Annotated in this window: 18 protein-coding genes and 1 tRNA gene; 10 read left to right on the forward strand and 9 right to left on the reverse strand. The window is 51.4% G+C overall.

The annotated features are described in order from the left end of the window. Positions 1 to 386 precede the first annotated feature (386 nt). The 3 genes from ABDW72_RS00695 to queF all read right to left on the reverse strand — a co-directional run bounded on the left by ABDW72_RS00695 (position 387) and on the right by queF (position 1,594). A complete protein-coding gene (locus ABDW72_RS00695; RefSeq protein ID WP_347156510.1) occupies positions 387 to 635 on the reverse strand; it encodes a hypothetical protein in 249 nt (82 codons plus the stop codon). Positions 636 to 774: 139 nt separating this feature from the next. After that, positions 775 to 848 (reverse strand) — tRNA-Pro (locus ABDW72_RS00700). Positions 849 to 1,093: 245 nt separating this feature from the next. Further along, a complete protein-coding gene (gene queF, locus ABDW72_RS00705) occupies positions 1,094 to 1,594 on the reverse strand; it encodes a preQ(1) synthase (protein WP_347156511.1) in 501 nt (166 codons plus the stop codon). A gap of 316 nt (positions 1,595 to 1,910) precedes the next feature. Here queF and queC point away from each other — a divergent pair, with 316 nt between their 5' ends. Further along, positions 1,911 to 2,594 carry a 7-cyano-7-deazaguanine synthase QueC gene (gene queC, locus ABDW72_RS00710; RefSeq protein WP_347156512.1) on the forward strand — a complete coding sequence of 228 codons (684 nt, stop codon included), beginning with the start codon at positions 1,911 to 1,913 and terminating at the stop codon, positions 2,592 to 2,594. A 36-nt stretch (positions 2,595 to 2,630) separates the two neighbouring features. Further along, positions 2,631 to 3,335, forward strand: coding sequence for a 7-carboxy-7-deazaguanine synthase QueE (locus ABDW72_RS00715; RefSeq protein WP_347156513.1), 705 nt, complete (start codon positions 2,631 to 2,633; stop codon positions 3,333 to 3,335). 87 nt (positions 3,336 to 3,422) lie between these two features. Here the strand turns inward: ABDW72_RS00715 and ABDW72_RS00720 are convergent, their stop codons facing one another. Beyond that, positions 3,423 to 5,870 carry a beta-propeller fold lactonase family protein gene (locus tag ABDW72_RS00720; protein WP_347156514.1) on the reverse strand — a complete coding sequence of 816 codons (2,448 nt, stop codon included), beginning with the start codon at positions 5,868 to 5,870 and terminating at the stop codon, positions 3,423 to 3,425. A 662-nt stretch (positions 5,871 to 6,532) separates the two neighbouring features. On the opposite strand from ABDW72_RS00720, the gene ABDW72_RS00725 reads away from it, so the two are divergent. The 3 genes from ABDW72_RS00725 (at position 6,533) to ABDW72_RS00735 (ending at position 12,001) form a co-directional block, all read left to right on the forward strand. Further along, the gene (locus ABDW72_RS00725; protein ID WP_347156515.1) at positions 6,533 to 6,901 is read left to right on the forward strand and encodes a BlaI/MecI/CopY family transcriptional regulator; all 369 of its coding nucleotides are present in this window, start codon (positions 6,533 to 6,535) and stop codon (positions 6,899 to 6,901) included. Beyond that, entirely contained in the window at positions 6,898 to 9,246 is a 2,349-nt protein-coding gene (locus ABDW72_RS00730; RefSeq protein WP_347156516.1) for a M56 family metallopeptidase, read from the forward strand. The genes ABDW72_RS00725 and ABDW72_RS00730 overlap by 4 nt, the downstream gene beginning before the upstream one ends. Before the next feature lie 268 nt (positions 9,247 to 9,514). Next, positions 9,515 to 12,001 carry a TonB-dependent receptor domain-containing protein gene (locus ABDW72_RS00735; RefSeq protein WP_347156517.1) on the forward strand — a complete coding sequence of 829 codons (2,487 nt, stop codon included), beginning with the start codon at positions 9,515 to 9,517 and terminating at the stop codon, positions 11,999 to 12,001. A 71-nt stretch (positions 12,002 to 12,072) separates the two neighbouring features. On the opposite strand, the gene ABDW72_RS00740 is transcribed toward ABDW72_RS00735, so the two are convergent. Next, positions 12,073 to 12,675, reverse strand: a complete 603-nt coding sequence (locus ABDW72_RS00740) for a histidine phosphatase family protein (protein WP_347156518.1) — start codon at positions 12,673 to 12,675, stop codon at positions 12,073 to 12,075. A 396-nt stretch (positions 12,676 to 13,071) separates the two neighbouring features. Here ABDW72_RS00740 and ABDW72_RS00745 point away from each other — a divergent pair, with 396 nt between their 5' ends. Together ABDW72_RS00745 and ABDW72_RS00750 are read left to right on the forward strand one after the other, a co-directional pair. Next, the gene (locus tag ABDW72_RS00745) at positions 13,072 to 14,163 is read left to right on the forward strand and encodes a polysaccharide pyruvyl transferase family protein (RefSeq protein WP_347156519.1); all 1,092 of its coding nucleotides are present in this window, start codon (positions 13,072 to 13,074) and stop codon (positions 14,161 to 14,163) included. Continuing rightward, a complete protein-coding gene (locus ABDW72_RS00750; RefSeq protein WP_347156520.1) occupies positions 14,160 to 15,545 on the forward strand; it encodes a Coenzyme F420 hydrogenase/dehydrogenase, beta subunit C-terminal domain in 1,386 nt (461 codons plus the stop codon). The genes ABDW72_RS00745 and ABDW72_RS00750 overlap by 4 nt, the downstream gene beginning before the upstream one ends. 72 nt (positions 15,546 to 15,617) lie before the next feature. On the opposite strand, the gene ABDW72_RS00755 is transcribed toward ABDW72_RS00750, so the two are convergent. From ABDW72_RS00755 to ABDW72_RS00770, 4 genes are all read right to left on the reverse strand, one after another. Next, positions 15,618 to 16,565: a glycosyltransferase family 9 protein gene (locus ABDW72_RS00755; RefSeq protein ID WP_347156521.1), complete on the reverse strand. Its 948-nt coding sequence runs from the start codon at positions 16,563 to 16,565 to the stop codon at positions 15,618 to 15,620. A gap of 280 nt (positions 16,566 to 16,845) precedes the next feature. Continuing rightward, the gene (locus ABDW72_RS00760) at positions 16,846 to 17,733 is read right to left on the reverse strand and encodes a hypothetical protein (RefSeq protein WP_347156522.1); all 888 of its coding nucleotides are present in this window, start codon (positions 17,731 to 17,733) and stop codon (positions 16,846 to 16,848) included. A 936-nt stretch (positions 17,734 to 18,669) separates the two neighbouring features. Next, entirely contained in the window at positions 18,670 to 19,167 is a 498-nt protein-coding gene (locus ABDW72_RS00765; RefSeq protein ID WP_347156523.1) for a DinB family protein, read from the reverse strand. 103 nt (positions 19,168 to 19,270) lie between these two features. Further along, complete coding sequence (locus ABDW72_RS00770) at positions 19,271 to 19,960, reverse strand: helix-turn-helix transcriptional regulator (protein ID WP_347156524.1); 690 nt, start codon at positions 19,958 to 19,960, stop codon at positions 19,271 to 19,273. 408 nt (positions 19,961 to 20,368) lie between these two features. Between ABDW72_RS00770 and ABDW72_RS00775 the strand changes: the two genes are divergently transcribed. The 3 genes from ABDW72_RS00775 to ABDW72_RS00785 all read left to right on the forward strand — a co-directional run bounded on the left by ABDW72_RS00775 (position 20,369) and on the right by ABDW72_RS00785 (position 24,537). Further along, on the forward strand, positions 20,369 to 21,790 hold the full coding sequence (locus tag ABDW72_RS00775; protein ID WP_347156525.1) for a 3-keto-disaccharide hydrolase: 1,422 nt from the start codon (positions 20,369 to 20,371) through the stop codon (positions 21,788 to 21,790). Between the two features lie 210 nt (positions 21,791 to 22,000). Continuing rightward, positions 22,001 to 23,182 (forward strand): mannonate dehydratase, encoded by a 1,182-nt coding sequence (uxuA, locus tag ABDW72_RS00780; RefSeq protein ID WP_347156526.1) that lies wholly within the window; start codon positions 22,001 to 22,003, stop codon positions 23,180 to 23,182. A 170-nt stretch (positions 23,183 to 23,352) separates the two neighbouring features. Next, entirely contained in the window at positions 23,353 to 24,537 is a 1,185-nt protein-coding gene (locus ABDW72_RS00785; RefSeq protein ID WP_347156527.1) for a Gfo/Idh/MocA family protein, read from the forward strand. Positions 24,538 to 24,566 lie beyond the last annotated feature (29 nt).

The following is a 24,566-nucleotide window of genomic DNA, read 5'->3' on the forward strand; positions in this document are numbered from 1 at the left end:
AGAAGTGAGACGTATTTATACGTGACAAAGTTGTTGTTAGCGCTGCCGGGTTTCTTCTCGGCGGCGGCACTTTCTTCTTTTACCGGGCGCCGGTTTTGCTGCCTGTACCCTGTAAAGAATAAGTATACTTTATACTACAGAACTGATGTCCGTGTTTTTGGCTTCTAAACTAGAATAGAAGTATAAAAAAGCCTTCTACATGATCTCCTGTAAAAGGCTTGAAAAGGCCGGGGAGTTGGAAGCTTGATCAGGGGAAAAGCCGCTCCCGTTTATGATTACCGTTTATCTTTTCTATGTCAGTCAGGTTTTACTCTCAACTGACGCGAAACTTAGTAACGCTGAAACGGATACTGTTTACAAATACGAGCATCAACCTGAGTGTTTCACTATTTTCCGCCTTGCCCGCGAAGAGATTGTACCTCAGATTGCAATGTAGAAACTTGCGAACAAAGCTTTTTCACCTCCTGGGTTAACTCCTTCAGCATAGTATACATCTCCCCGATATTGGTATAGGAGGGACGTAATTCATCCAGTATTTTCTCGTTCTGCTTATAAATATCAAAGTTTTCTTTCAGGACTTTAGTGAAATTATCCCGCATTACTCTTAATATTTCTTCGTTTGTAACCTCTGCCATAGCTCTTGTTTTTAGTATGCTACCTACGTAGCAGTTCTAAGCTCCTATCCTTGTCAACCAGCAACAATCATTAAGCTGACGAAATCTTTCAGTTTACAAAAAGAAAGGCCTTTTACACTAAGTAAAAGGCCTTTCTAAGTCGGAGTGGCGGGATTCGAACCCACGACCTCCAGCACCCCATGCTGGCGCGATACCAGGCTACGCTACACCCCGAACTGCTGCTCTAAATGCTGCAGAAACTGCCTAAGCGCGCATTATTCTTAAGAGCACCGCAAGATATATGTTTCAAATCATTTTGTCAATGCCTGCCGAATTCTGTCGTTGCAAACATAATTGAAAAAGTCCTGCTATGCTTTGGGAATGCAGCCTTTGCTTCAGTTTTAATGATTTCCTGAGCAATGCCATACTTGATTGTCTGCTATTTACGCTTGTTGAAAAGAATTCCTAACAAGAGCAAGCTATTGCAATCTGCTGTCGATGGTGCAGGTAGTGTTGATGCCACCGCGCACGTTATACACCGTGTGCACGACCAGGTACCCGGCATCCCCTAAAGCTTTGCGCAAGTCTTCGTAAATGTATGCGGTAATATCTTCCTGCGCCGATCCGATATTTCGCCAGGAAAGGATATAGTATTTCAGGCTTTTGAGCTCGAGAATACAAGAGCCAGGTACATATTCCACGCGCAGCGTACCAAAGTCGGGCAGGCCGGAGAAAGGGCAAAGCGCAGAAAATTCGCCTATTTCCGTTTCATACACCACTACCTGCTTGGCCTGGTGCTTGTAAGGCATTTTGTGGATTTCCTTCTGGCGCGTGTCCGGCGAAAAGAACAGCCCAAACTTACCGTCAGGCTTAATGCCATACTCCGCCATGTAGTCCAGGGCACTGCTGGTATGCTCCAGCGCCTGTCTATAAGAATCTTTTAATTGTTCTTTGATATCGATTTCTTCTGTACTGTTCATCGCTGTTGATAGAGCTAAAGTTAATCTGCCAACAAAGGTATTACATAATTCGTGCTATTTAAACAGCTAGCGCAGCTTAGGAGGGAAAAGATGTGCCAGAAAAGCTAAATAATAGCTAACTTTCGGGATTCACGGAAACGTTACTTTCAGTAAAAACCTTATGCAGGTAGCGTTGAAAAGCGCGTGGCAAGTATAGGTATCCTTGGTGCGGTGCAAGTGCTGCTGCGGCAACTGTCCGCTGCAGCCATGCACCAGTTGGCCTGCTCATACCTGGAGGACGCATGACCTGGCGCTTGTTTGTATAAATTAAAACGAAATGAAAGATAGTAACGCAGCAGCCCTTGTTCTTTTTTCAGGAGGGCAGGATTCTACTACCTGCCTGTTCTGGGCGAAAGAGCTGTTTGGGCGCGTAGAAGCGCTTGGGTTTAAGTATGGGCAGAAACATGCAGTGGAATTGCAGCAGGCGCAACTGATTGCTGATAAGGCGCAAGTGCCGTTTCGGGTAATCGATATCAGCGGCATGTTGCAGGCCTCAGCGCTCACCGAGCACGAGAAAGATGTAGCCGCACAACATGAGTTAAATGAGAACCTTCCGGCAGCGTTCGTGCCCGGCCGAAACGCGGTGTTCCTTTCAATTGCGATCAGCTACGCCTACACGCAGCAGATTACCGATGTTGTTGGCGGCATGTGCCAGGCAGATTATTCGGGATATCCTGACTGCCGGCGCGTATTTATCGACTCGCTGCAGACCAGCATGTCGCTGGCGCTCGACACCGATATCCGGATCCATACGCCGCTGATGTATAAAAGCAAAGCCGAAGCCTGGAAGCTGGCAAAGGACCTGCAGGTGCTGGATATTGTGCGCGATCTGTCGCATACGGATTACAATGGCGACCGCACCACCTACAACGAATGGGGATACGGCAAGCTGGATAACCCAGCCTCGATCTTACGGGCCAAGGGCTACGAAGAGGCAAAAGCAAATGGTTGGTTAGATTAAAGAAGAAGCGATACGATTGTGGTGGAAAGTATAAAATTGAAAGAAACGACTTATAAAGTAAAGGCAGTCTGGAAAACACTGCAGGGCGAAGGGTTGTTTGCCGGCCGGCCGGCTGTATTTGTGCGCCTGGTAGGCTGTAACCTGTGGACAGGCTATGAAGATTCGCGCTCGAGGGATGCGGCCCGCACGGGCGCAAGCTGCCCCCTCTGGTGTGATACTGATTTTACAAAAGAAGGAAGCAAAACGTATACGGCCGACGCTCTTGCTGAAGAAGTGGCTGGTATTGGCGGTGATATCAGGTTTTGTGTGGTAACAGGAGGGGAGCCTTTGCTGCAACTGGATGCGGAACTGATGGAAGCATTGCACCGGCAGGGCTTTTTTGTGGCCATCGAAACAAACGGCACCGTGCGCCTGCAGGGTGCCTGTCAAAATGCAAAAGGGGAGCTGATTGCACCAGACTGGATTGTGTGCAGCCCGAAATTGCCCGAAGACCTCTTAACGTTGGAATACTTTGATGAGCTAAAGCTGGTGCTGCCCAGTTATGCCCCCAACAAGTACGCCTCATTTGCCCGGCGGCAACGGCAGCATACCGTGCAAAATAGTACACTGCCACTGCTGTGGTTACAGCCGGAAGACGGCACCCGGCTACAGGAGGCAACCCAAATGGCTATAAACCTTGCCTTGGAAAACCCCGCCTGGCGCGTGTCAGTGCAAACGCATAAGATCCTAAACGTAGAGTAATACCAACATACGGCCAATTAACTTAAACGCGGCAGATTTAAAAACCTGCCGCGTTTGCTTTTTACTATTTATTCCCTTTCCCGCGCACTAATCGTCATCTTCGTCCTTCTTCTGCTCTAGTTTCAGAAAGGCGCTTCTGCGCGGGGCCGGCATCACCGAATGTTCACCTTTTACCGACTTCCAGATCACCTCATTCAGGTCCAGGTCCGGGGCTGCATCTTCTTTGGCGAGGTTAAAATGCTCCGAGCGTTCGGCACTTTTGTTTAGCGCCATGTTGCGGGCGTCCAGGTCCACGCGCGCGGCTTTTACCTGGTAGGGTGTCAGGTTAGGAGTAGCCGTAAAACAGTCGTAGAGGGGCTTTGCGCCGGCATCATACTGGCTCATTGGCGGCAGGCCCAGCAGCAGCTCCATGGTACGCAGCACTCCGGAAGTAGAGTACATGGTATGGTTTACCGCATGGCGCTTGGTATACGGGCTGATGACAAACACCGGCGAGCGGTGCGCATCCACGTGGTCGGGACCGTTCTGTGCATCATCCTCCAATACGAAAATGGCCGTTTCAGCCCAAATGGGGCTGTGCGATAAGTAATCGACCAGCTGCCCAAGTGCCAGGTCATTGTCTGCTACAGCGGCGATAGGTGTAGGTTTACCGCGGCGTTGCCCGCTGGTGTGGTCGTTGCTGAGCCGGATCGTACTGAACTGCGGCACAGCATTGCGGGCAAGCAGCGAGTCGAAGTCATGTTGCCAGATACGCACCCGCTCCACATCTTTAATATCCATGTTAAAGCTGGGCGACTGCTTGCAGATGTGTCCTTCCAAAGCTTTGATGTTCGCTTTTCCGTTACCCGAAAACTCGCCGTAGCTACGGTAGCTAAGGCCGGCGCGCTGGCAATAATCCCAGATATAGCCATCCCGCGGGTAGGCAATTTTGCGGGAGCCTTCGTAATCGTAAGAGCCTCCGCGGCCGCCATAACTGATGGGCCATGTTTTTTCGGTATAGTCGGTGGCATAGGCTGCCGTGCTCCAGTTGTGTCCGTCGGCACTCACTTCGGCATCTACATAGAAGTTGTCCAGCAGCACAAACTCACGGGCAAGGGCATGATGATTAGGGCTGACTTTCTCCGGGAAAATACATAAGGATGAATCGCCATTGCCTTCCGTCATGTCGCCTAAAACCTGGTCGTAGGTGCGGTTCTCTTTGATGACATAGAACACATACTTTATCGGGGATGGCTGTCCGGTTTTGCCCGGGAAAGGAGAGCTGGCCTCAACTCCGTTCTCCTGCGTTGTAGGCTGCTTAAAAGGACTGTTCGCGTAAACCTGCTGGGAGTACTGTTCCAGTTTGTCGTCGTTAGGTTTGTCGATAAGCGATAAGGTGCCTTTGAACAGGCTGCCGATATACTGTACTTCCTGGCTTTTGGTAGAGCCTTTCTGGTAGCCACTGTCGTCTGTTTCTTTGACCGGCTGCGGGCCATTGGGGTTGGCCATTGAGGAGAATCCTTTGCCGTTCGCTACCAGGATCTTGTTCTTCAGCGTTTTGAGGTTAGTTGGATACCAGCCGGTTGGAATAAACCCTTTGGCCTGGCTCTTGCCAGGTGTGGCGACATCAAAAACAGCCAGGCAGTTGTTATCTGCGTTCGCAATGTATAACGTACGCCCGTCCGGCGACAAAGCCAGGGCGTTGGTGGTAGAGCCGGTCAGGGTAGTAGGGTAGAGTGAGGCTGAGATGGTCTCCAGCACCTTGCGTGCCCTGGTATCGATCACCGAAACGGAGTTGTCGTTTGCATTGGCGACGAACAGGTACCGGCCATTCTTGCTTTGTACCATCTCGTTCGGGTGATTTCCCGTTGCGATCTCATCCGTGATTTTCTCGGCAGCAGTGTCATATACCACCACTTTGTCGCCGCCCCAAAGCGAGATGTATAGCGCGCGCTTATCCGGCGACAACAGGCAAGTATACGCTTCATTTTGCAAGGGTACTTTCGAACGCGTGGCGCCACTCTTCAGATCAACCAGGTATAACGTGTTGTCTTCTTTCGTAACAGTATAGAGCAGGTGCTGCGCATCATCTACTTCGATACCCGTAGGGCTGATCTTATCTTTTGGCCAGCGCCTGCCCAGAGCCAGCGTGTCAGGAGCCCCCAGCTTCCGGTTTTGGATCGGGTATACCAGGATGATGTTATCGTTGCCACCCGACACGTATAGCTTTTTGCTGTCGCTGCTAAACTTTAAACCATACCAGGCTGTTTTAACAGGTTTTTCATCCAGGAGCTTCTCGTTTTTAGGGTCGATCAGTTGGATGCTTTGTTTCCCCTGCCCGTTGTTAGTAACTGCGAGTAGTCGTTTGGAAGGAGCTAACTGCACGTTTAGCGGCAGATCGCCTAAAGGCAGCGAGCGCCCCGCCGGGCTAAGCGACCAGCCATTGGGCAGTAGTACTTTAGGAGCCTGGGCATTGTTGGTGGGCAACTGGGCGAAGGTGCTGCCTGCATAAATGGTAGCCGCAACGTAAAGGGCCAGCTTTGTGATCCTGTGCATGAGATTGGTGTTTAACTCTATTGTATAAAAGCGTATGCTATCACAATTCAAGTGAAAACTGTATTAAGCTTAGGGCTTCAATTCCCGTTGGTTACAGCCCAGGGAGTTCCAACGATTCGGTAATAGTACCTAAAGTTACGAATTACGCAGCGCATTTATGCGGGCTGCTCCTGTAAATATAACATCGGAGCGCCCTGTTACCTGCACGTCCTCTGCTATACTTCTCCTAAATGCTTCCATACATGTATAATCAGGCGCTTTGGCGCCTCTACATGCTATGCTGTAAAATTAAGTCATGCATGCCGGTAAAGTCCACGAAAGGGTGTTATGAAATCATTAAGCTATACTTGTGTGAGGCTGGGCACACTTTCCTGGCAGCGGGTTTACCCTGCCTGCACTATGTACTTAAAGCCGTTCTGCAAGCCGCCCTGATTAGCACAGAGCAGGTGTGCGTACACCGCTGCTGAGCCGGCAAGCGGTGCTACTTGCTACTTCCCGGCTGCCGGGCTGCCATACTTCAGGCCGGTTTGCACCCGACGACCGAAGTATAAACAGCTTTTATTTAGAACCATAAACTTTTTTAATCCTAGTGCGTTAGTTTTATTACTAAAGAGTTAGGAATTTTACTAATTAATTAGTAGTATTGAGTAAATGATTCGATCATGCAGAAATTAGCAAAAAGAGAAGAGCAGATTATGCAGGTTATCTGGCACCTCGAAAAGGCTTTCATCAAAGACATTATTGATGAGCTGCCGGAGCCAAAACCGCACTACAACACCGTGGCTACCATGGTTAAGATCCTGGTAGAAAAAGGGTTCCTGCAGGCAGAAAAACTCGGCAATACCTACCAGTATACACCGCTGGTACCGCTGGCAGAATACAGAAAGCAGGACATGGCAACCATCAAGCGCAAATACTTCGGCAATTCTTTCTCTAAGATGCTGACCTATTTTGCCAAGGAAGAAGACCTGTCTGATGATGAACTTGATGAATTGGTACGCCTGATCAAATCTCAAAAACAATCTAAATGATGGAAACGCTAATCGTCTATTTCCTGAAAGTATCGCTTGTGAGTGGTGTGGCTTACCTGTTTTATAAAAGTGTGCTGCAGCATGAAAGCTTCTTCGCCGCAAACAGGCTATACCTGCTTGCCTGTCTGGTGCTGGCTTTTGCGCTGCCGTTTGTAGCTATACCGCAGTTGGTTAGCCACCAGGGCTACATTACCAGCATCCTGCAGCCAGCGCATACGTCTGCAGCGGAGCCGGTAACAACTGTTGCGGAACAGGTGCCGCCGCCTGCGGCCGTGGTTTCGCCCCAAGCCCCACCTGTTGTCCGGCAGCAGGAGGTAGGCCATGTGGGAGCGCCGCAGGAAGTAAAACCTCAGCAGGCGCAGGACGAAGGCTTTAGCTGGCTGTTCTGGCTGTCGGCGTTGTACCTCTTTGGCGTGGCAGTATTTGCCCTCACGCTGCTCCTGCAGGTAGGCGCGGTGCTTTACAAAGTAGCCACCAGTACAGACCGCATCCGCGACGGCGACTGTGTGATTGTAAACACGGCTACCCCGCAGGCGCCCTGCTCTTTTTTCCGGTACACCTTTATATACCCGGATGATTATGACTTTGAAACATACGAGCAGATCATTGCCCACGAGAAAATACATGCCCGGCTGGGGCACAGTTTCGATCTGCTGCTGGCTGAAATCGCTGTGATCATACTATGGTTCAACCCGCTTATCTGGCTGTGGCGCAAGGAGGTGGAAAAGAACAACGAATACCAGACCGATGCTGTGTTACTGGAAAAAGAGGTCATCAGCCGCGACCGCTACCAACTGAGCCTGGTGCAGATCGCCGCTCCCAACAAACCGCTAAGCATCACTACCAACTATAACCAGTCATTGTTAAAACAACGCATTATGATGATGAACGCAAAAAAATCGACCTGGCACAACTACTGGAAGTATACTTTCCTGGGACCGTTGTTCTTCGGAACGCTCCTGCTAATGAATGCGCCTGCCCAAAGTATGAGTATGGCTGAAATTGATAGTAAAGATATGACTATGCACGAGCGCGTGGCAACTTTGCAGGAGCGCCTCACTTCCCCTGTGCAGGAAAACAGCAAGATAAAGCAAACTATAAAACAGCAGGAAAAGCAGCAGGTAAAAGAGAAGAATAAACCTGCCAAAGAGGAACTGAAATCCCGCCAGAGGAGCAGGTACCCGTTCAATAATATGGGCTCGCAAACCGATATGTCGAAAGGCTACTGGTACAGCAGCAGCGAAGGCGGGGAATATTGCCTCCAGTTCAAAGGCAACAAAAGCGCCTCAAGCTGGAACATGTCCCGCTGCTTTGACAAAGGGCTTTTTCAGAAAAGAGGCGACCAGGAGTATGTGATAACCAAAGAAATGGGTACGCTGCTGCTAAAGGGCAACCTGGATGCTGAAGCAGGGCAGGGCACCTATACCTTTACGGAAGATGCCTCCTTTAAAAAGTACCTGGCAGACAACCATATCACCAGCAACGAAAACAACCTGATGTTCCACCTGTTTTTTGGCGATGTGAACAAGCAGTATGTTGCTTTCCTGAAGCAAACCTACCAGAATGTAGAGGGAGAACGCCTGTTGGAGCTGGCGATACATGGCATCTCGTTGCAGGACTACCAGAACTATATGGCCTTATTTCAGAAGTATAGCAACAAAAAGCCTTCGATTGAGGATGTGGTAGCTGCCCGAATCCACGGCATCGATCAGGCTTATGTGCAGGAGCTGCAGGCCATGGGCTTTAAATCACTTAGCATGGAGAAGATGATGGAAGCCAAGATACATGACATAGACCGCAGCTATGTGGAAGGCCTGCGAAAAGCTGGTTTCGATAACCTGCCAATCGATAAAATAGTTGCTGCGAAGATTCATGGCATCAACCCGGAATCGATTAAGGAACTGCAGGGGCTTGGCTTCGGGAACCTGTCGCTCGACAAAATGATGGAGATGCGTATTCAGGGTGTGGATGCTGCTTCTGTGGCGGATCTGCGCGCTGCAGGGTTTGACAAGCTGACAACCGACCAAGTTGTACAGGCCAAAATATTCGGGCTGAATGCAGCTACAGTGAAAGAGATCAGGGCCTTGGGCTTTAAGAACCTCGACTTTGAAGACATGATTACTGCCCGGATTCACGGCGTAGATGCGGCGTATGTGCAGGATCTCAAAAAAGCCGGGTTTGCTGATATCACAATGGACAAAGCAGTGGAAGCAAAAATACACGGCATCACCGGCGACTTTATTAAAAAAGCAAGACAGGATGGCTACAACCTGAACAGCCTTGATAAATACATCGAGCTGAAAATACATGGCATGGCCCTGGAGTCGCTGAAGGAAAAAGATTAAGCAGGAGTTTTTCTGCCCATAGGCTGGCGCGTTGCAACAGGCAATGCGCCGGTCTGCCTCCCAGGATATAACGTGCATGGGATTGTTGCTTCTCCTGAGATAAAGGCAGCTAAAAGACACCTGTTCCCCATCCTCATAGAGCCGAAGCGTTTTCTAAGCAAATTTCACTGCACGGCTGCCGGATATGCAACCTGCGCGTAATTGTCGTGTCTTTAGGGCAGCTCAGTCGGATCCATCTTTTATACTATAAATTTCTAACCCTACCACTATGAAAAAAAGGCTACTTTTTTTCCTGGGACAACTATGCCTTTGCCTATACTTCAATGGTGTGAGCGTGGCCCAGGAAAAGGCTCAGGCACCCGCTGCGCCGCAACCTACCGGAAGCGAAGGGAAGCTCTCCGGAATCCTAACCGATTCGCTGACTGGCAAACCAATTGCCTACGCTACAGTCGCGCTGTTGCAGCAGGGGAGCACGCAGGCGCTGAATGGCACGTTGACGGGGCAGGATGGCCGTTTTACATTTAGCCAGGTGCCCGCCGGCAAGTATAACCTGGCGATTAGCTTTATCGGCTACAAAACCAAAACTCTGCAGGTGCTCGTTACAGGCGGCAATGCGGATCTGCAGCTAGGTACCATCCGGCTTAGCCCGGCAGCTACCCAGCTGCAGGAGGTAAATGTGCAGACGCTGCGGCCCACCATTACGCAGGAGGCAGACCGCGTGGTGATGCAAGTAGAAGGGTCGGCGCTAGCAGCCGGGAATACCGCCTATGATGTGCTGGCCAAAGCCCCGGGTGTTTACGTAGACCAGGAAGGCAACATTCAGCTCAACGGCAGATCGGGCATTACTGTAATGCTGGATGGCAAGCTGACCTACCTCTCGGCCCGTGACCTGCGCACCATGCTGGAAGGGATGCCCGCCGAGAACATCAAAAACATTGAGGTCATCACGCACCCGTCTGCCAAGTATGATGCGGAAGGATCATCGGGCATTCTGAACATCAACCTGGTGAAAAATGAGCAGCGAGGCATGAACGGCAGCGTGTATGCCGGCACTACGTACAACGGGCATCTGTTCGGCTACTCAACAGGAGGTCGCCTGAACTACAAGGCAGGCCCCTGGAATACCTTTGTGACCCTGGACATGGCCCGCCGCGTTGGTGGCCGTGAGGCTACTTTCACACGTGTCTTTCAGGGAGAAGCGCAAACCATCTACTTTGACCAGGTAGCCACGGGCAGCTACCATGTGCAGGGGCCTCCTGCTGTGCGGTTAGGGGCAGACTACAGCCTGAATGAGCGCCAGAGTATTGGGTTTATGGCTTATTACGGCACCAACTTCCTGCACAATGATTTCCTGACCGATACGTATATCGGCACCTCCCCAAGTCAGCCGGAGCTATACATCGACGCCAGCAACTACGTGACCAATCGCTTTACGAACCGCACGGCCAACCTGCACTACCTGGCCAAGTATGACACGCTGGGTACCATGCTTTCGGCAGACCTGGACTATGCCCGCATTACGAATGCCGGAGAGGCAAACTTTTACAACTACTATGACTCTCTGGCCTCCGATCAACCTATTATTAAAGATTTCCTGTATACACATACGCCCAACGGGTATGATATTTATTCGGCCAAAGTAGATTATAGCCGGCCATTGGCAAAAGACGGGAAACTGGAGCTGGGCGCCAAAGCCAGCCGGGTGATTTCCGACAACGATTCCCGCTTTTACTTTAACAACAGCGAGGCGCCCGTGCTGGACCCCAACCGCACCAACCACTTTGTATACACCGAAAATATCTTTGCCGCTTACCTGAACTGGAGTGGCAAAGTAGGGGAGCATTTTAAAGTGCAGGCAGGCCTCCGCGCCGAGCAGACACAGTCGCGGGGAGAACTCCGGACTACCGGCCAGGTAACGGAGCGAACGTACCTGAACCTGTTCCCGAGCGTATTCGTGCAGCAAAAGGTGAGCGATGATTACGAGCTGAATTATAGTTACAGCCGCCGCATCGAGCGGCCCAACTACGGCAACCTGAACCCTTTCATCTTTTACCGCGATCCGTATACCTGGGTGCAGGGCAACCCGTACCTGCGGCCACAGTTATCTCATGCGTTTGGACTCCGGCAGGTATTCAAGCAGGATTACAGCTTGGAGCTGAACTACCAGCTTAACCACGACGTAATTGCGGAGGTGCCGGTAATTGATGCAGAGAAGGCCACGACGCTCTACTACAACGGCAACGTAGACGATGCGCAAAACCTGAGCCTGACAGCTGTAGTGCCAATAAAAATTCTCAAGAACTGGGAGACCCGCAACACCCTGGTTGTTTCTTACGACGAGTATAGCACCATTGTGAATGCTGCGCCCATCATCAACAGCCAATGGTCTTACATGCTGCAATCAAACCACACCATCTTATTGCCATTTGAACTGCGCATGGAGCTGAACGGTGCCTATGTGGCCGAGGAAGTATACGCCCTCTATATTGTGAAACCCCGCTGGTGGGTGCACGCCGGAATCAAGAAAAGCTTTCTGGATGAAAAGCTGGACCTCAGCTTTAATGTAAACGACGTTTTCAAAAGCCAGCGCATCGCTGTTGCGTCCAAATTGGGCGGAGGAAACGTAAACGACTTCGATCAATACCTGTTTAACCGCTACTATGGCGTAACCTTGCGCTACAACTTCAGCAAAGGCCAGAAAGTGGAGGAGCGGCAGCGCAATAGCCTGGAAGAATTGAGACGTACCGGCAACTAGCAGCCCTGGGTGTCAGCATAAAGTATAAGCACGTATGGCGCAGAGATAAATACATTCTGCGCCATACGTGCTTATACCTTTAACTCGCCTGTATCATTTACCTGGAGAACCCGCGCTGTTTCCTCATATACTTCAATGATGCTGATGGAAGCTGGGCTGATTTCGAGGCGTTGGAACATGTCCAGGTGGATTCCGGCATAATAGGCAACGGCAGCTTTGATCATGTCGGAATGGCTGACGATGATGATCGTGCCCTGTGGGTGCTGCGTGCACAATTTCGCCATACCTGTGATCATCCTCGTCTGGGCCTCAAGCATGAGTTCTCCGCCAGGTATGCGCGTGCTGCTGCGAAACGAATTGAAGCGTTGAAACTGCGGGTCCTTGGCTATGTCCTGAAACGTACGGTCGGTCCAGTGGCCAAAGTCGAGCTCCTGGAAGTCTTCGCAGGTATGCGTTTCCAGGTTCAGCGCACGGGCTATGGAAGCAGCGGTTTCCTGGGCACGCTCCATCGGGCTGCTGTACAGCGCTGTAATGGATGCTCCGGCCAGCCGTTCCGCTAGTTTACGGGCCTGCGCCTGTCCTTCTTCATTTAAACCAACGCCAGCTGTCCGTCCTGTAAGGCGGTTGCCGACGGCAGCTGTGGTGGCATGGCGTATGAGTAGAAATTTTGTCATAAGTATCGTGTAAGTGCAAAGCCGCATCAAAACAGAGCAGCCTTCCACTCCGCTAAAAGTATACTGCCGGTACTTTTCTCAGGCAGCAACATGCTAATTTTAAACCGTGTACTTTAACGGAGCGACGCCTAAAGCGTTTTGTGTGGCAGCAGCGGTGCCGCTTTAAAATCACTGCTGAGGTAGCCCTATCTGGGCGTAACTGCACTTTCTGGTCACTTCCTGTTGGCTTGGTTTGCCAGGAAACCTGCATAACCTAAAAGGCACTTATCCCGTTTGGCTTGAAAGCAGCTACTGCCTTTCGACGGCTACTTCCGGCATCTCGGAGTCATGTTAGCGGCGTTGATGCACAGGCACGGCATCCAAGTAAACTCACGGGAAAAACTAAACTAAATTAAAATGACTGTTTTGAAGATAGGTGTCTTAACTTTTCACCGGTGCATCAATTATGGCAGTTACTGGCAGGCGCGGTGCATGGCGGAAGGGATAATGGCACGCGGCCACGAGGCCACTATTCTTGACCACGATTCGCAGCAGGTGAACTTGGCTGAATGGCGCTGTGCCTTGCAGCCGGTGCTGCCAACAGCTGTGCCTAAAACCGATTACCCGCTTTACCGTGAAAAGGTGCTCCGCTTTTTTAACACGTTTAAGTCGCTGCCGCTTTCACCCCGTTTTCAGCTGGATGATCCGGCCGGGATGGAGGAGTATGATGTCGTGGTGGTGGGCAGCGACGAAGTATGGAACCTGTCGCATCCGTGGTTCGGCCAGTGCCCGTTATTCTATGGCGATGGCCTTGAGGCCAAGCGGCTGGTGTCGTATGCCGCCAGCTTCGGAAACTATGATGCTTCCTGGGGACTGGAGCCTGCCTGGGCAGAAAAACTACGGAATTTTACTTCCATCTCGGTGCGGGATGAGAACTCCCAAACGATCATCAGAAATGCATTGGGGTTTGAGCCGGAAATGGTACTGGACCCTTGTCTGCAGTTCCCCATCCGGCCGGATGACCGGAACATGGACCATGTGCCTAAAGCATACATTGCCGTTTACGGACACAACTTTTCGGAATATTATGCCCGTGAAGTCCGCGAGCTGGCGACTCGTAAAAACCTGCCCCTGATCAGCATTGGCTATCGCAACGACTGGGCAGACGAACAGTGGCTGACAGCTGATCCGCATGAGTTTGCGCATTTTATAGCAGGTGCTGCCGGCGTGGTTACAAACTTCTTTCACGGCTGTGTTTTTGCCTTGCATAACACCAAACCGTTTATCTGCGAAACATCAACATACCGCAGGCATAAACTGCAAGGGCTGATGGCTAAAATAGGAGGGGAGAGTCACCTGATCACCGAAGATACGCCTGCTGAGGTATACGATGCCCGTTTAAGCGAGCCGTTAAGCCCTGAGATAACGAAACGAATAAATGACCTGCGCAATACTTCAAATGCCTACCTCGACCGGGCGCTGAGTCTCAAACAACTTCAATTTGCATGAACGATCTGATTAGCCCACGGGATATTGTCCGCTCCGGTTTGTGTATAGGCTGCGGTAGTTGCGTGGCGCAAGCCAACACCCCTGCTGCGCAAATGGAGTTTGATGCGTTTGGCCAGCTAAAGCCAGGTAGTGGCTCCGAATGGTATCGCCAGAGCTCGGAGGAGTTTACGCGGACCTGCCCGTTTTCTCCTGCAGCCAAAAACGAAGATCACCTGGCAGCAGAGCTGTTCCCGGTAGCTCCGCACCGCGATGCTGCGATCGGCAGTTTCCAGTCAGCGTACGTTGGCCATGTGGCCGAAGAAGATTTCCGTACGCAAGGCAGTTCGGGCGGCATGGTGACCTGGGTCGCCACAGAGCTGTTTCGCAAAGGGATGATCGACGGTGTGGCACATGTGGTAGCGACTGAAGATCCGCAGCAGGATGGTCGATTTTTTAAATACCGCATCGCCCGTTCCGAAACAGAGATACGGGCCGGTGCCAAATCGCGCTATTATCCTATCGAGCTGTCTGAGATACTCAAAATGATACGGGAAGTGCCGGGCCGGTATGCGGTGGTCGGAATCCCCTGCTTTATCAAAGCTGTTCAGTTGCTCCGGAGCCAGGACCCGATTTTTCGGGAGCGCATCCGGTTCACACTCGGGTTGTTTTGCGGGCACATGAAAAGCGCGCGTTTTGTCGAAAGCTTTGCCTGGCAAATGAATGTTCCTATAAACCAGGTAGAGCGGGTGGAATACCGCCACAAAGACCCCAGCCGGCCGGCAAACTGGTACAATGCCCGGCTCACGCTCCACGACGGCCAAACGGTAAACAGGGACTGGTGGCACCTGGCGGATGGCGATTGGGGCGGCGGCTTCTTCATGAACTCGGCCTGCAACTTTTGTGACGACGTGGTAGCAGAAACTGCTGATATCTCGTTTGGAGATGCCTGGGTGGAGCCGTATTCATCCGACGGAAAAGGAACGAATGTAGTGGTGGTGCGCTCGCCGGTTATCGAGAATCTGGTAGCTGCTGCCATAGAGGAAGGCCGGCTTAACCTGGATGCAGTGGATCGTAACTTTGTAGAGCAGACACAAGCGGCAGGTTTCCGGCAGCGTCGTGAAGGACTCGCGTATAGGCTCTCCTGGAGCCGGACAGGCGTGCAGCCGCGCAAGCGTGTTGCCCCAGATGCGACCACACCTGCCAGGCAACGCAAAGTGATTTACCGCTTGCGGTATCTGATTTCTGCCTGGAGCAATCGTATGTTCCGCTTGGCCCGCCAACTTCGCAGCCCCAAGGTATACCTGTACTGGGCACGTGTGGCAGCGGCTGTCTACCACGGCCATGCTTACCACAAAGGCAAAATCAGCGAAATACGCACACGTTTCAAGCAGCTAAATGGGTAGCCCTTAGCCCTCGTTATACTTAGCTATACTTGTTTCTGGTGATGGGGAATTATTGTTGGTTTAACTGCGAAGCTATACTTGTCGGGCTATGGGTGCTTTGGTTTGAGCGCAAAGTTTCTCGAGTTCAGCCGCTACCCGGCTGATCACGGTTTGCCAGTCTCCCGACTGCGTTTGCCGGAACAGCCGCATAGTTGGATACCAAGGGCTGTCGTCTCTGTTGCGCATCCAGCGCCAGTCTGCCTCTGAATGCAGCAAGGTCCAGACGGGGATGCCGAGTGCCCCGGCCAGGTGCGCCGGCATAGAATCAACGGTAATCACCAGGTCGAGGCTACGGATAAGGCTGGCATACGTGTATAGGTCAAATTCACCGGGGTGCACGCCGAAACCTTCCTGCCAGCCAACCGAGGCAGCCCCTGCCTGAAGTATAAACAACCGGATGCCCGGCACCGCAGCCAGTGGCGACAGAAATGAATACGGTATAGACCGAAGGCTGTCCCAGTTACCTGCCTGCCAGATGAGCCCTATAGCCAGTTGCTCCTTCGGGTAACAAAGCAGCATAGGCGCAACGCTAATGTATGGCACTGCCGAAGGAATAGTAGCCAAGGTGGTGCGGAAGATGTGCTGCAACTCCATTACTTCCACATCCACATCATACTCAACTTCCGGCGAACCGTCGTGCAAAGGTATCAGGTGGTCGATCCCTTCAACAGAGCTTAAAAGCTGCAGCAGTGGCGGTTGCGCCCAAACAGTGACCTCAGCGGCAATGGCTTTTAGAAGCGGAGCATATCGAATGAACTGCAGCGTATCACCAAGCCCATGGTAACAGCGCACTAGCACGCGCTTGCCATCCAGGGGCGTTCCGTTCCAGACGTATTGATAATGCCGCGGCAGGTGCCAGCAAGGTGTGCCGGCATGGGAGCGCAGTACGTCATCGCTTACCTCCAGCGCCTTTTCAAAGTTACCGTTCAGCATGTAGTGCATCCACAGCTGCGAGGTGTCATTCGGGAGCTTCTGGCCCATAGGAATAACGCTATACCTTTAAATTACTTTCTTATAGTTTGTAGCCTGCGCTAACTGCTTCCAGTGCCTGTCTCATCCTGCGGCAATGGTTAAGAAACAGGATACACTAAGGGCTGTTGCAACCCACCGCCTACTACGTATTATACTTTTAAAAACGGCAGGGTTAAGCATCGTAGGCTTGTACTGCGCTAGTTAAAACGGATACAGAAAAACGAAAGAAACTTTTCGCTCCTTTCGTTTTTCTGTATTCTATACATGCATCATACTTCTTGTGCTGCAATTAGCGGGCGTACCGCCGCGTCATCGTAGCGCAAAAATCTGCAAACTCGTCAACGTTTTGCGGCGGGCTGGTGTGGTGCGGCGCTATACCATGCGACTCGGGCGTGAAGCAAAAGGTGATGGTCAGATCAAATTCGTCGAGCGCGCTCATCATCTTATCAAACCATCTTTCTGAATCCGGCCGTAAATAATCTGCCCAGCTCAGGCCTGTTCTTAAGTACTTTACACCCAGCTTTCGCAGCCATTCCACTGCCAGCTCCAGGCGGTGATCTTCGAAGTGGAACCACTGGCAGATGCCGAATTCCGGTGTATAGTCGGCGAACTGCTTGGCAGCAAGCTTGGGGGTACCGTCCTCGTGCAGCAGGCCCATGTAAAAATGGCGGTAGTAAGACGAGCCTTCGGCTTCGCGGTGGCGGGTAGTCGCTTCCCAGGCCTGCGGCAGGTCGAAAAGGCTATACCAATGCACCCGATTCACACGGCCACGTAGTAATTCAGCTGTCCGGCGAAGGCCAAAGTCCTGCACTTCCTCTGCTCCAAAAGTCGAGATGCCTACTTCGGTTACCCACACGGGCAGCTCTGTTACAGCTTCGATCGAGGCGATCTGATTTCTCCAGTCATCCAGTTGCCAAAGGTTCCAGTCAAGCGGAAAGCCGTGTACGGCTACGGCATTCAGGTCGTCGAGTGCGCCTAATTTCTTCAGGCGCTCAATAAAGAATGGGTCAATGGGCGAGATGCCACCCAGCACGCGCAGAATATCAGGGTTTTCAGCTTTAACAGCCTGAGCTGCCTTTTTTACCATTTCGGCATAGATGTGCCACTCCGGGTCAAGCGTAGGGTCCCAGTGGGACTTATTATTTGGCTCGTTCCAGAATTTAACTGCTTCAATCATGTGTTCAAGCTTAGCTTAAGTTGTTAGTTAACGGGTTCAGATTAATTGCCGTGAAAATGGGGCAGCAATTATAATCTTTATTGACAGCTGGGTGCTGTATACTGATTTAAGACCTGTACGAAATACCTTTCTCCGGGGCATGAATAGCTCAGTGCCTGCCTGTTTGAGGAGGTTTGAGCAGACCCTTGTTCTGGAAGTTACCTGTTCGGGATTCCCCGGCTTTTCCAGAGAGCAGCTTGCAAGGCGCAGGGTCAAACCTGAATGCCTGAGCTGCAGAGCTGTCGTACAGTATGAATTGAAAAATGGAAAGGTCTGTCACAATAGGTTATGAAACTTTACATGAGGTACTTGCCTGCATTCTGCTGCATGCGGCGATATACTCCGCTGCAACTGCTTGCCTACATCCATCTTCCGGCCTTCGGGAATCATATTACGCCGCTGGCTTTTTGAAGGTATAGATGCTTACTGATTTTTATTTACGAAAGTTTAAGAAGATGCTAATAAAACATCCGGAGCATTGGATGGTATACTTGCATTGGCAGAACGGAAAGGGAATTACGCTGGTGTATGGCCTTCCTACACAGGCTGGAATGCCAGCAGAGTTGCCCGGTTTCAGTGGACATAAATGAATGAGATACTTACACCACCTGAGGGCGCAACAGGCAAGTTAGCAGCCGAAGCAGGCAGAAAGTGGAATATCTGCTTCACTGAGATTAAGCTGTGATTTGCAATAAAGTGCAACAGGAAGCAAGTGGTCTGGAAAGGTAAGTGCAAGCCTTCACTCCACTAAACGGGGTAGCTCGCTCCTGACATCTTTTAAGTAAACCGTAGCGGCTACACCTCCAGGATCTTTGGTTCCGTTCCATGGAAGTATAGCCGCTACAGTTCAATAAAACAGTAAATTATATGCGCTGTAGTCGTTCGCGCAGCTTAAGTTTAAAGGCCGCCTTCATCAGCGCTGGGTCCATAGCTGCCCGGAATAGGAATGTTTAACAGCCGCAGGTATACGCCCAGCTGTGCGCGGTGGTGAATCAGCTGCGCCAGTGCCATGCGGATCACCTCATACTTGCTGGTCGTGCTATAGATCTGGTCACCGTTGCGTAAGGTCCAGTTATCCGCTAGCTGCGCTTCGTTGGCGGCAACTAACTGCGCTTGGCCATCAGCTAAACACGTCTCGAAAAAGCTGAGCAAAGAGGCCCTGTCGGTTGTGGCCTGCGGTTGATAGGGGTTGCTGGCAAAGTCAAGTTCATCAGTGGTCAGGGCCATGCTGATCCAGGAGGGAAGCTCGGCAACGTGCGCTGCCAGGCGCTGCAGGTGCATGCTTTTTTCGTGTGGCTGCCAGTCAAACTTGTCATCTGGTACACGTTCCAGCATTTTGCGTGTAGTAACGGCTTCCTGGTCCAGTTCTTTCAGCAGTGATGGGATGATGTTCATAGGTTTATTTTTTTGTTGAGGTAACAAAGAAAAAGCGTCGCACTGACAACCCTATGGCAGTGTACCTGCAACAATAAAATTTATTTCAGGAGAGCAGCAGCAATTAATAATTTACTGGCAGCAGCTTCATATACTCGTTCAGCGGAATGTGGTCCGTTTTGCTGAAAGGCTGTTCCGTATTCTTCAGGTTAAGAATGCGGGAAACCCTGAAATCGCGGTAGTCCTGGCGCAGGTGGCACCAGGCGATCAGGTGCCAGTTGAAGGCATAAAAAATTAGACCGATAGGTTCTACCTGCCTTTGGCTTTCGGTGTCGCTGTTGTTTTTGTAGTGCAGCTCCAGCATTGTTTTGGCAGAAATGGCATACTGGAGTATGGACAGATACGCAAATTTATTATCGAAGCAGGAGGGCAGTTGCAGTTTAATGTTGTGGAGAAGGTTTTCTACGGCTTCTTTCTGCGGTGCGCGCAGCACAGCTTTTACTTTGATCAACGCCGAGGAGTAGTGCGTCTGGATGGACCTGTCGGCAAAACCATTAACCATCATTTCCATCAGCAGCAGGGCATTGGCCTCGTCTGAGCTAAAGGAAACAGGCGGAAGAAAATAGCCTTGCACTACAAAGTAGCCTTTGTGCTGTTCAAAGCTTACCGGAACTCCCTGCTCGCCCAGCGCCTTGATATCTCTGTAAACGGTGCGCACGCTGATGTTGAACTTCTCCGCGATTTTTTCTGCCGTCACATACCGCTTCGATTGCAATAAAGTGAGAATGCCAAACAGGCGGTCAATTCTGTTCATACTGGTGCTGCTTTGCCGGGTAAATGTCCGGTAGTTTTATACTTCTAAGATAAGGAAATTTGGTGCTTTCTGGAGTACTCCCGAAAATAAAGGATAAGATGCGACCTGAAGGCCCAAAACCGGCTGCAGGAGCTAAGGCCAGTTGTTTGAGATAAGTATAGTCCGCTACGACAGTTATACTATGGCGAGCTTTCGGCACTAAACTACATCAATCTGATCGCTCAGTACCAGCAAAAAAGCACCTAAGCTATCTTAAATCAGCTGATTTGATACAGGTTACGTGGTGGCAGAGCTGGGTTTAGTGTAAATTATACTTATATTGCTGTTGTAACAAGTAGCTATTCGGGCGTAAAGTTTAGGCGCCGAAGTTCTGAAAAGAGGAATCCGTTTTCACCTAATCACAGAAAAATGAAAAGAAGTTATTTACCGCTTTTGCTTATGCTGTCCCCGGTTGCCTGCCTTCAGTCCGGGTGCTCTCCAACGAGCAAAGAAACGGTCGTAAATGCTGAAGCTGTACAGCCTCCGGACGCTACACAGCAGGACGGCTGGACAACGCTTTTTAACGGCCACGACCTGACCGGCTGGAAGCAGGTAAACGGCAAGGCGAACTATAGGGTAGCGGATGGCGCTATTGTGGGAACAACGGTAACAGACTCACCTAACAGCTTTCTGGCAGCCGATAAAGAGTATGGCGATTTTATACTCGAGTTTGAAGTAAAGCTGAACAACGACATTAACAGCGGCGTGCAGTTTCGCAGCATTTCAGATCCGGCAGTGATGGACGGACGTGTGCACGGCTACCAGTTTGAGCTGGACCCTTCGGACCGGAAATGGACCGGCGGGGTTTACGACGAAGCACGGCGGGGTTGGCTTTACCCGCTTACACTCAACCCTGCTGCCCAGTCCGCATTTAAAAAGGGCGAGTGGAACAAGGCCCGGATTGAAGCCATCGGAAACAAGATCAAAACCTGGGTAAACGGCGTGCCGGTGGCCTCGGTTGTTGATGACATGACTCCCAGCGGAATCATTGCGTTGCAGGTGCATGCCGTGGAAAAGCCTGAAGACGCCGGAAAAGAAATCATGTGGCGGAATATCCGCATCAAAACCGATAACCTGACGCCCCGCGAAGGGCATGATGCCTTTGTCGTGAACCTGGTGCCCAACACCCTTACAGAGCAGGAAAAAGCGCAGGGATGGAGCCTGTTGTGGGATGGTAAAACAACCAACGGCTGGCGAGGCGCTTACAAAGACAAGTTTCCGGAAGGTGGCTGGAAGATCGAGAACGGAGAGCTGCAGGTGCTGGAATCCGGTGGCGGCGAATCTGTAAATGGCGGCGACATTGTAACCGACAAGGAGTATGGCGCTTTTGAATTACAACTCCAGTTTAAGCTTTCTCCCGGTGCCAACAGCGGCATCAAATACTTTGTCACCGAAAAAGAGGACGTGGGCAAAGCCTCTGCCATCGGCCTCGAATACCAGTTGCTCGATGATGAACGGCACCTGGATGCCAAGTTGGGGCGTGATGGAAACCGTACATTGGCCTCTCTCTACGACCTGAAAACTTCAGAGAAAAACAAGCGTTTCCTGAAACCCATAGGAGAGTGGAACGAGGCCCGGCTGGTAGTAAAACCTGATAGCACGGTAGAGCACTGGCTGAATGGCATTAAAGTGCTGGAGTATAAACGCGGTTCCAAAGAGTTCCGCGACCTGGTGGCCATCAGCAAGTATAAAGACTGGAAGAACTTCGGCGAAGCTCCTAAAGGCCACATTCTTCTGCAGGACCATGGCAACAACGTTTCCTTCCGAAGTATAAAAATCAAAGAACTATAGCGCTACGCTGCCTGCCAACCTGACCTGCCGATGTACCGGCAGGCCAGCAGTTTTGGCTTTTGCAGCAATCCCGCTCAGGCAGGCATAGACCAAAGTATAGGTTGTCAAAGCAGCTGTGACTTCAAACTCTTGGTAAGCCTGGTCTTTTGCCCGAAGCAGCTGAGGAAAGCCTTTGCGGTACCTAAAGTAATTCAAACCTAGCACCAGAATATGCCCCTATTACAAAGCTGGCGATGGTACGGTCCCAACGATCCGGTTTCCTTACAGGACATCAGGCAAGCCGGCGCAACCGATATTGTGACCGCGCTGCATCACATCCCAAATGGCGAAGTATGGCCCGTAGCGGAGATCAAAAAACGGCTGGCCGAAGTGGCGCAAGCAGGGCTGGTATGGAGCGTGGTGGAAAGCGTGCCGGTGCACGAGGCTATCAAAACACAGACTGGCACTTTCAGGCAGTATATCAACAACTACAAGCAATCGATCCGGAACCTGGCGGCCTGTGGCATCCGCATTGTTACCTATAACTTTATGCCGGTGCTGGACTGGACCCGCACCGACTTGAGCTATACCGTAGCAGACGGTTCCAAGGCCCTCCGCTTTGAGAGAGCTGCTTTTATAGCCTTTGATGTATTTATGCTGCAGCGGAAAGGTGCGGCAGAAGATTACACGGCAGAGGAGCTGGAAAGGGCAAGGCAGCGGTTTGAAGCCATGCCGGAAGAGGAGAAACTGCTGCTGCAACGCAACATCATCGCGGGACTGCCCGGCAGCGAAGAGAGCTTTACGCTGGCGCAGTTTCAGGAGGCGCTGGATGCCTATACTGGTATCGATGCAGACAAACTGCGGCAGCACCTGGTATACTTCTTACAGGAAGTGGTGCCGGTGGCTGAGGAAACTGGGGTGAAAATGGTCATTCATCCGGATGATCCGCCCTATTCTATTCTGGGGCTGCCCCGGGTGGTGAGCACTGCCGCCGATGTGGCGGCGCTGGTTGAGGCGGTGCCGTCGCCGAGTAACGGCCTATGCTTCTGCACAGGCTCCTTTGGCGTGCATCCAGACAATGACTTGCCGGCCATGGTGCGCCAGTTTGGCGAGCGCATCCACTTTGTGCACCTGCGCAGTACACAGCGCGATGCAGAGGGAAATTTCTATGAAGCCAACCACCTGGAGGGCGACGTGGACATGTATGGTGTGATGCGTGAGCTGGTCCTCCTCAACAACCAACGGCAGCAGCCTATTCCGTTCCGCCCCGACCACGGCCACCAGATGCTCGACGACCTGCACAAAATGACCAACCCCGGCTATTCCGCTATCGGACGGCTACGTGGGCTGGCAGAGCTGCGGGGACTGGAAATGGGAATTCAAAAGTCCATGGATAGCAGCCGGAGCGGTTAGGAGTGAAGGCATCCGAAGGATCTAGTTTTAAAGAGGGATTGAGCACTAATCGGATGCAAACAGAGTGAAGCCGTTTCCTAATGTAGATTTATACTATAAGGAGTGCCAGAAATGAAAGCGTTGCCTGCTATGCAGCAAGTATAAACAGGGCAGGTACAAATTAAACATATATGATGGACAAGAAAGTTGTACGGGCCGGAATCGTTGGCTCCGGTTTCGCCGCGAGGTTTCACTTCGATGCTTTACAGCGCGTTTTCAGCGCAAAAGTAGTGGTGGTTGGCGCTTACTCGCCCTCACCGGAAAATCTGCAGGCATTTACGCAGGAGCGGAACCTCACAGCATTCGACAACCTGGAAAGCTTACTGGACAAAGCCGATGTCATTCATGTATGCACCCCACCCGTAACGCATGAGCCGATCGTGGTAGCGGCTTTAAAGCGGAACAAGCACGTGATTGTGGAGAAGCCTTTTACCGGTTACTTTGGCGACGGAAGCGCAGATTTCAACGGCGATACTTTCCCGCGCGAAAAAGGGCTGAAAGAAACGCTGAAAAGCATCAGCCGGATGCTGGAAGCGGAGCAGGCAAGCGAAGGGATGATCATGTATGCTGAGAATTGGGTGTATGCCCCCGCCGTACAGAAAGAGCGGGAAGTGCTGGAGAAAACAGGTGCCCAGATCATCTGGATGCACGGGGAAGAGTCCCATTCCGGCTCTCACTCGTTGGCCTATGGACAGTGGCACCTTTCCGGCGGCGGCTCCATGATCGGGAAAGGCTGCCATCCTTTGTCTGCTGCCATTTACCTCAAGCATGTGGAAGGCCGTGCCCGCAACGGACAGCCGATCCGGCCAAAAACTATTACGGCGCGAACGCATGCTATTACGCGTATGCCGAACTTTAAAGATGAAGGCCATCTCAGAACAACCTACAAGGACATAGAAGATTTTGCGATGCTGCATGTGGTATTCGAAGACGGCACCATCGCCGATGTGTTTGCCAGCGAACTGGTGCTGGGCGGCGTGCACAACTGGATCGAAGTGAACACCACGAACCACCGGACGATCTGCAACATCCATCCGAATAACGCCATACAGGCCTACACACCTTCGGAAGCTTATTTCAAAGACGTGTATGTGGTGGAGAAAACAGAGACGAAACAGGGTTGGTCTTCTATGTCGCCGGACGAAGGTTGGTTTGCCGGTTACCAGCACGAGATGGATGCTTTCTACCGGTCTGCTGCCTATGGCGATCCGGTAGAAAGCAACAGCCGCCTGGCCGCTGACGTGATCGCCACTATCTATGCCGGGTATGTTTCTTCAGAAAGAAAGGGAGCCGAAGTGCAAATCACGATTTTATAGTTATGTGTAGGGGATATGACCAGTAACCG

The organism is Pontibacter chitinilyticus (assembly GCF_039748935.1).
Classification (GTDB): Bacteria; Bacteroidota; Bacteroidia; order Cytophagales; family Hymenobacteraceae; genus Pontibacter; species Pontibacter chitinilyticus.

What these genes read in the sequence shown, in the direction of transcription:
- ABDW72_RS00695 (WP_347156510.1), bottom strand. Translation starts at nt 635, where the DNA reads ATGGCAGAGGTTACAAACGAAGAAATATTAAGAGTAATGCGGGATAAT.
- queF (WP_347156511.1), bottom strand. Translation starts at nt 1,594, where the DNA reads ATGAACAGTACAGAAGAAATCGATATCAAAGAACAATTAAAAGATTCT.
- queC (WP_347156512.1), top strand. Translation starts at nt 1,911, where the DNA reads ATGAAAGATAGTAACGCAGCAGCCCTTGTTCTTTTTTCAGGAGGGCAG.
- ABDW72_RS00720 (WP_347156514.1), bottom strand. Translation starts at nt 5,870, where the DNA reads ATGCACAGGATCACAAAGCTGGCCCTTTACGTTGCGGCTACCATTTAT.
- ABDW72_RS00725 (WP_347156515.1), top strand. Translation starts at nt 6,533, where the DNA reads ATGCAGAAATTAGCAAAAAGAGAAGAGCAGATTATGCAGGTTATCTGG.
- ABDW72_RS00730 (WP_347156516.1), top strand. Translation starts at nt 6,898, where the DNA reads ATGATGGAAACGCTAATCGTCTATTTCCTGAAAGTATCGCTTGTGAGT.
- ABDW72_RS00735 (WP_347156517.1), top strand. Translation starts at nt 9,515, where the DNA reads ATGAAAAAAAGGCTACTTTTTTTCCTGGGACAACTATGCCTTTGCCTA.
- ABDW72_RS00740 (WP_347156518.1), bottom strand. Translation starts at nt 12,675, where the DNA reads ATGACAAAATTTCTACTCATACGCCATGCCACCACAGCTGCCGTCGGC.
- ABDW72_RS00745 (WP_347156519.1), top strand. Translation starts at nt 13,072, where the DNA reads ATGACTGTTTTGAAGATAGGTGTCTTAACTTTTCACCGGTGCATCAAT.
- ABDW72_RS00750 (WP_347156520.1), top strand. Translation starts at nt 14,160, where the DNA reads ATGAACGATCTGATTAGCCCACGGGATATTGTCCGCTCCGGTTTGTGT.
- ABDW72_RS00755 (WP_347156521.1), bottom strand. Translation starts at nt 16,565, where the DNA reads ATGGGCCAGAAGCTCCCGAATGACACCTCGCAGCTGTGGATGCACTAC.
- ABDW72_RS00760 (WP_347156522.1), bottom strand. Translation starts at nt 17,733, where the DNA reads ATGATTGAAGCAGTTAAATTCTGGAACGAGCCAAATAATAAGTCCCAC.
- ABDW72_RS00765 (WP_347156523.1), bottom strand. Translation starts at nt 19,167, where the DNA reads ATGAACATCATCCCATCACTGCTGAAAGAACTGGACCAGGAAGCCGTT.
- ABDW72_RS00770 (WP_347156524.1), bottom strand. Translation starts at nt 19,960, where the DNA reads ATGAACAGAATTGACCGCCTGTTTGGCATTCTCACTTTATTGCAATCG.
- ABDW72_RS00775 (WP_347156525.1), top strand. Translation starts at nt 20,369, where the DNA reads ATGAAAAGAAGTTATTTACCGCTTTTGCTTATGCTGTCCCCGGTTGCC.
- uxuA (WP_347156526.1), top strand. Translation starts at nt 22,001, where the DNA reads ATGCCCCTATTACAAAGCTGGCGATGGTACGGTCCCAACGATCCGGTT.
- ABDW72_RS00785 (WP_347156527.1), top strand. Translation starts at nt 23,353, where the DNA reads ATGATGGACAAGAAAGTTGTACGGGCCGGAATCGTTGGCTCCGGTTTC.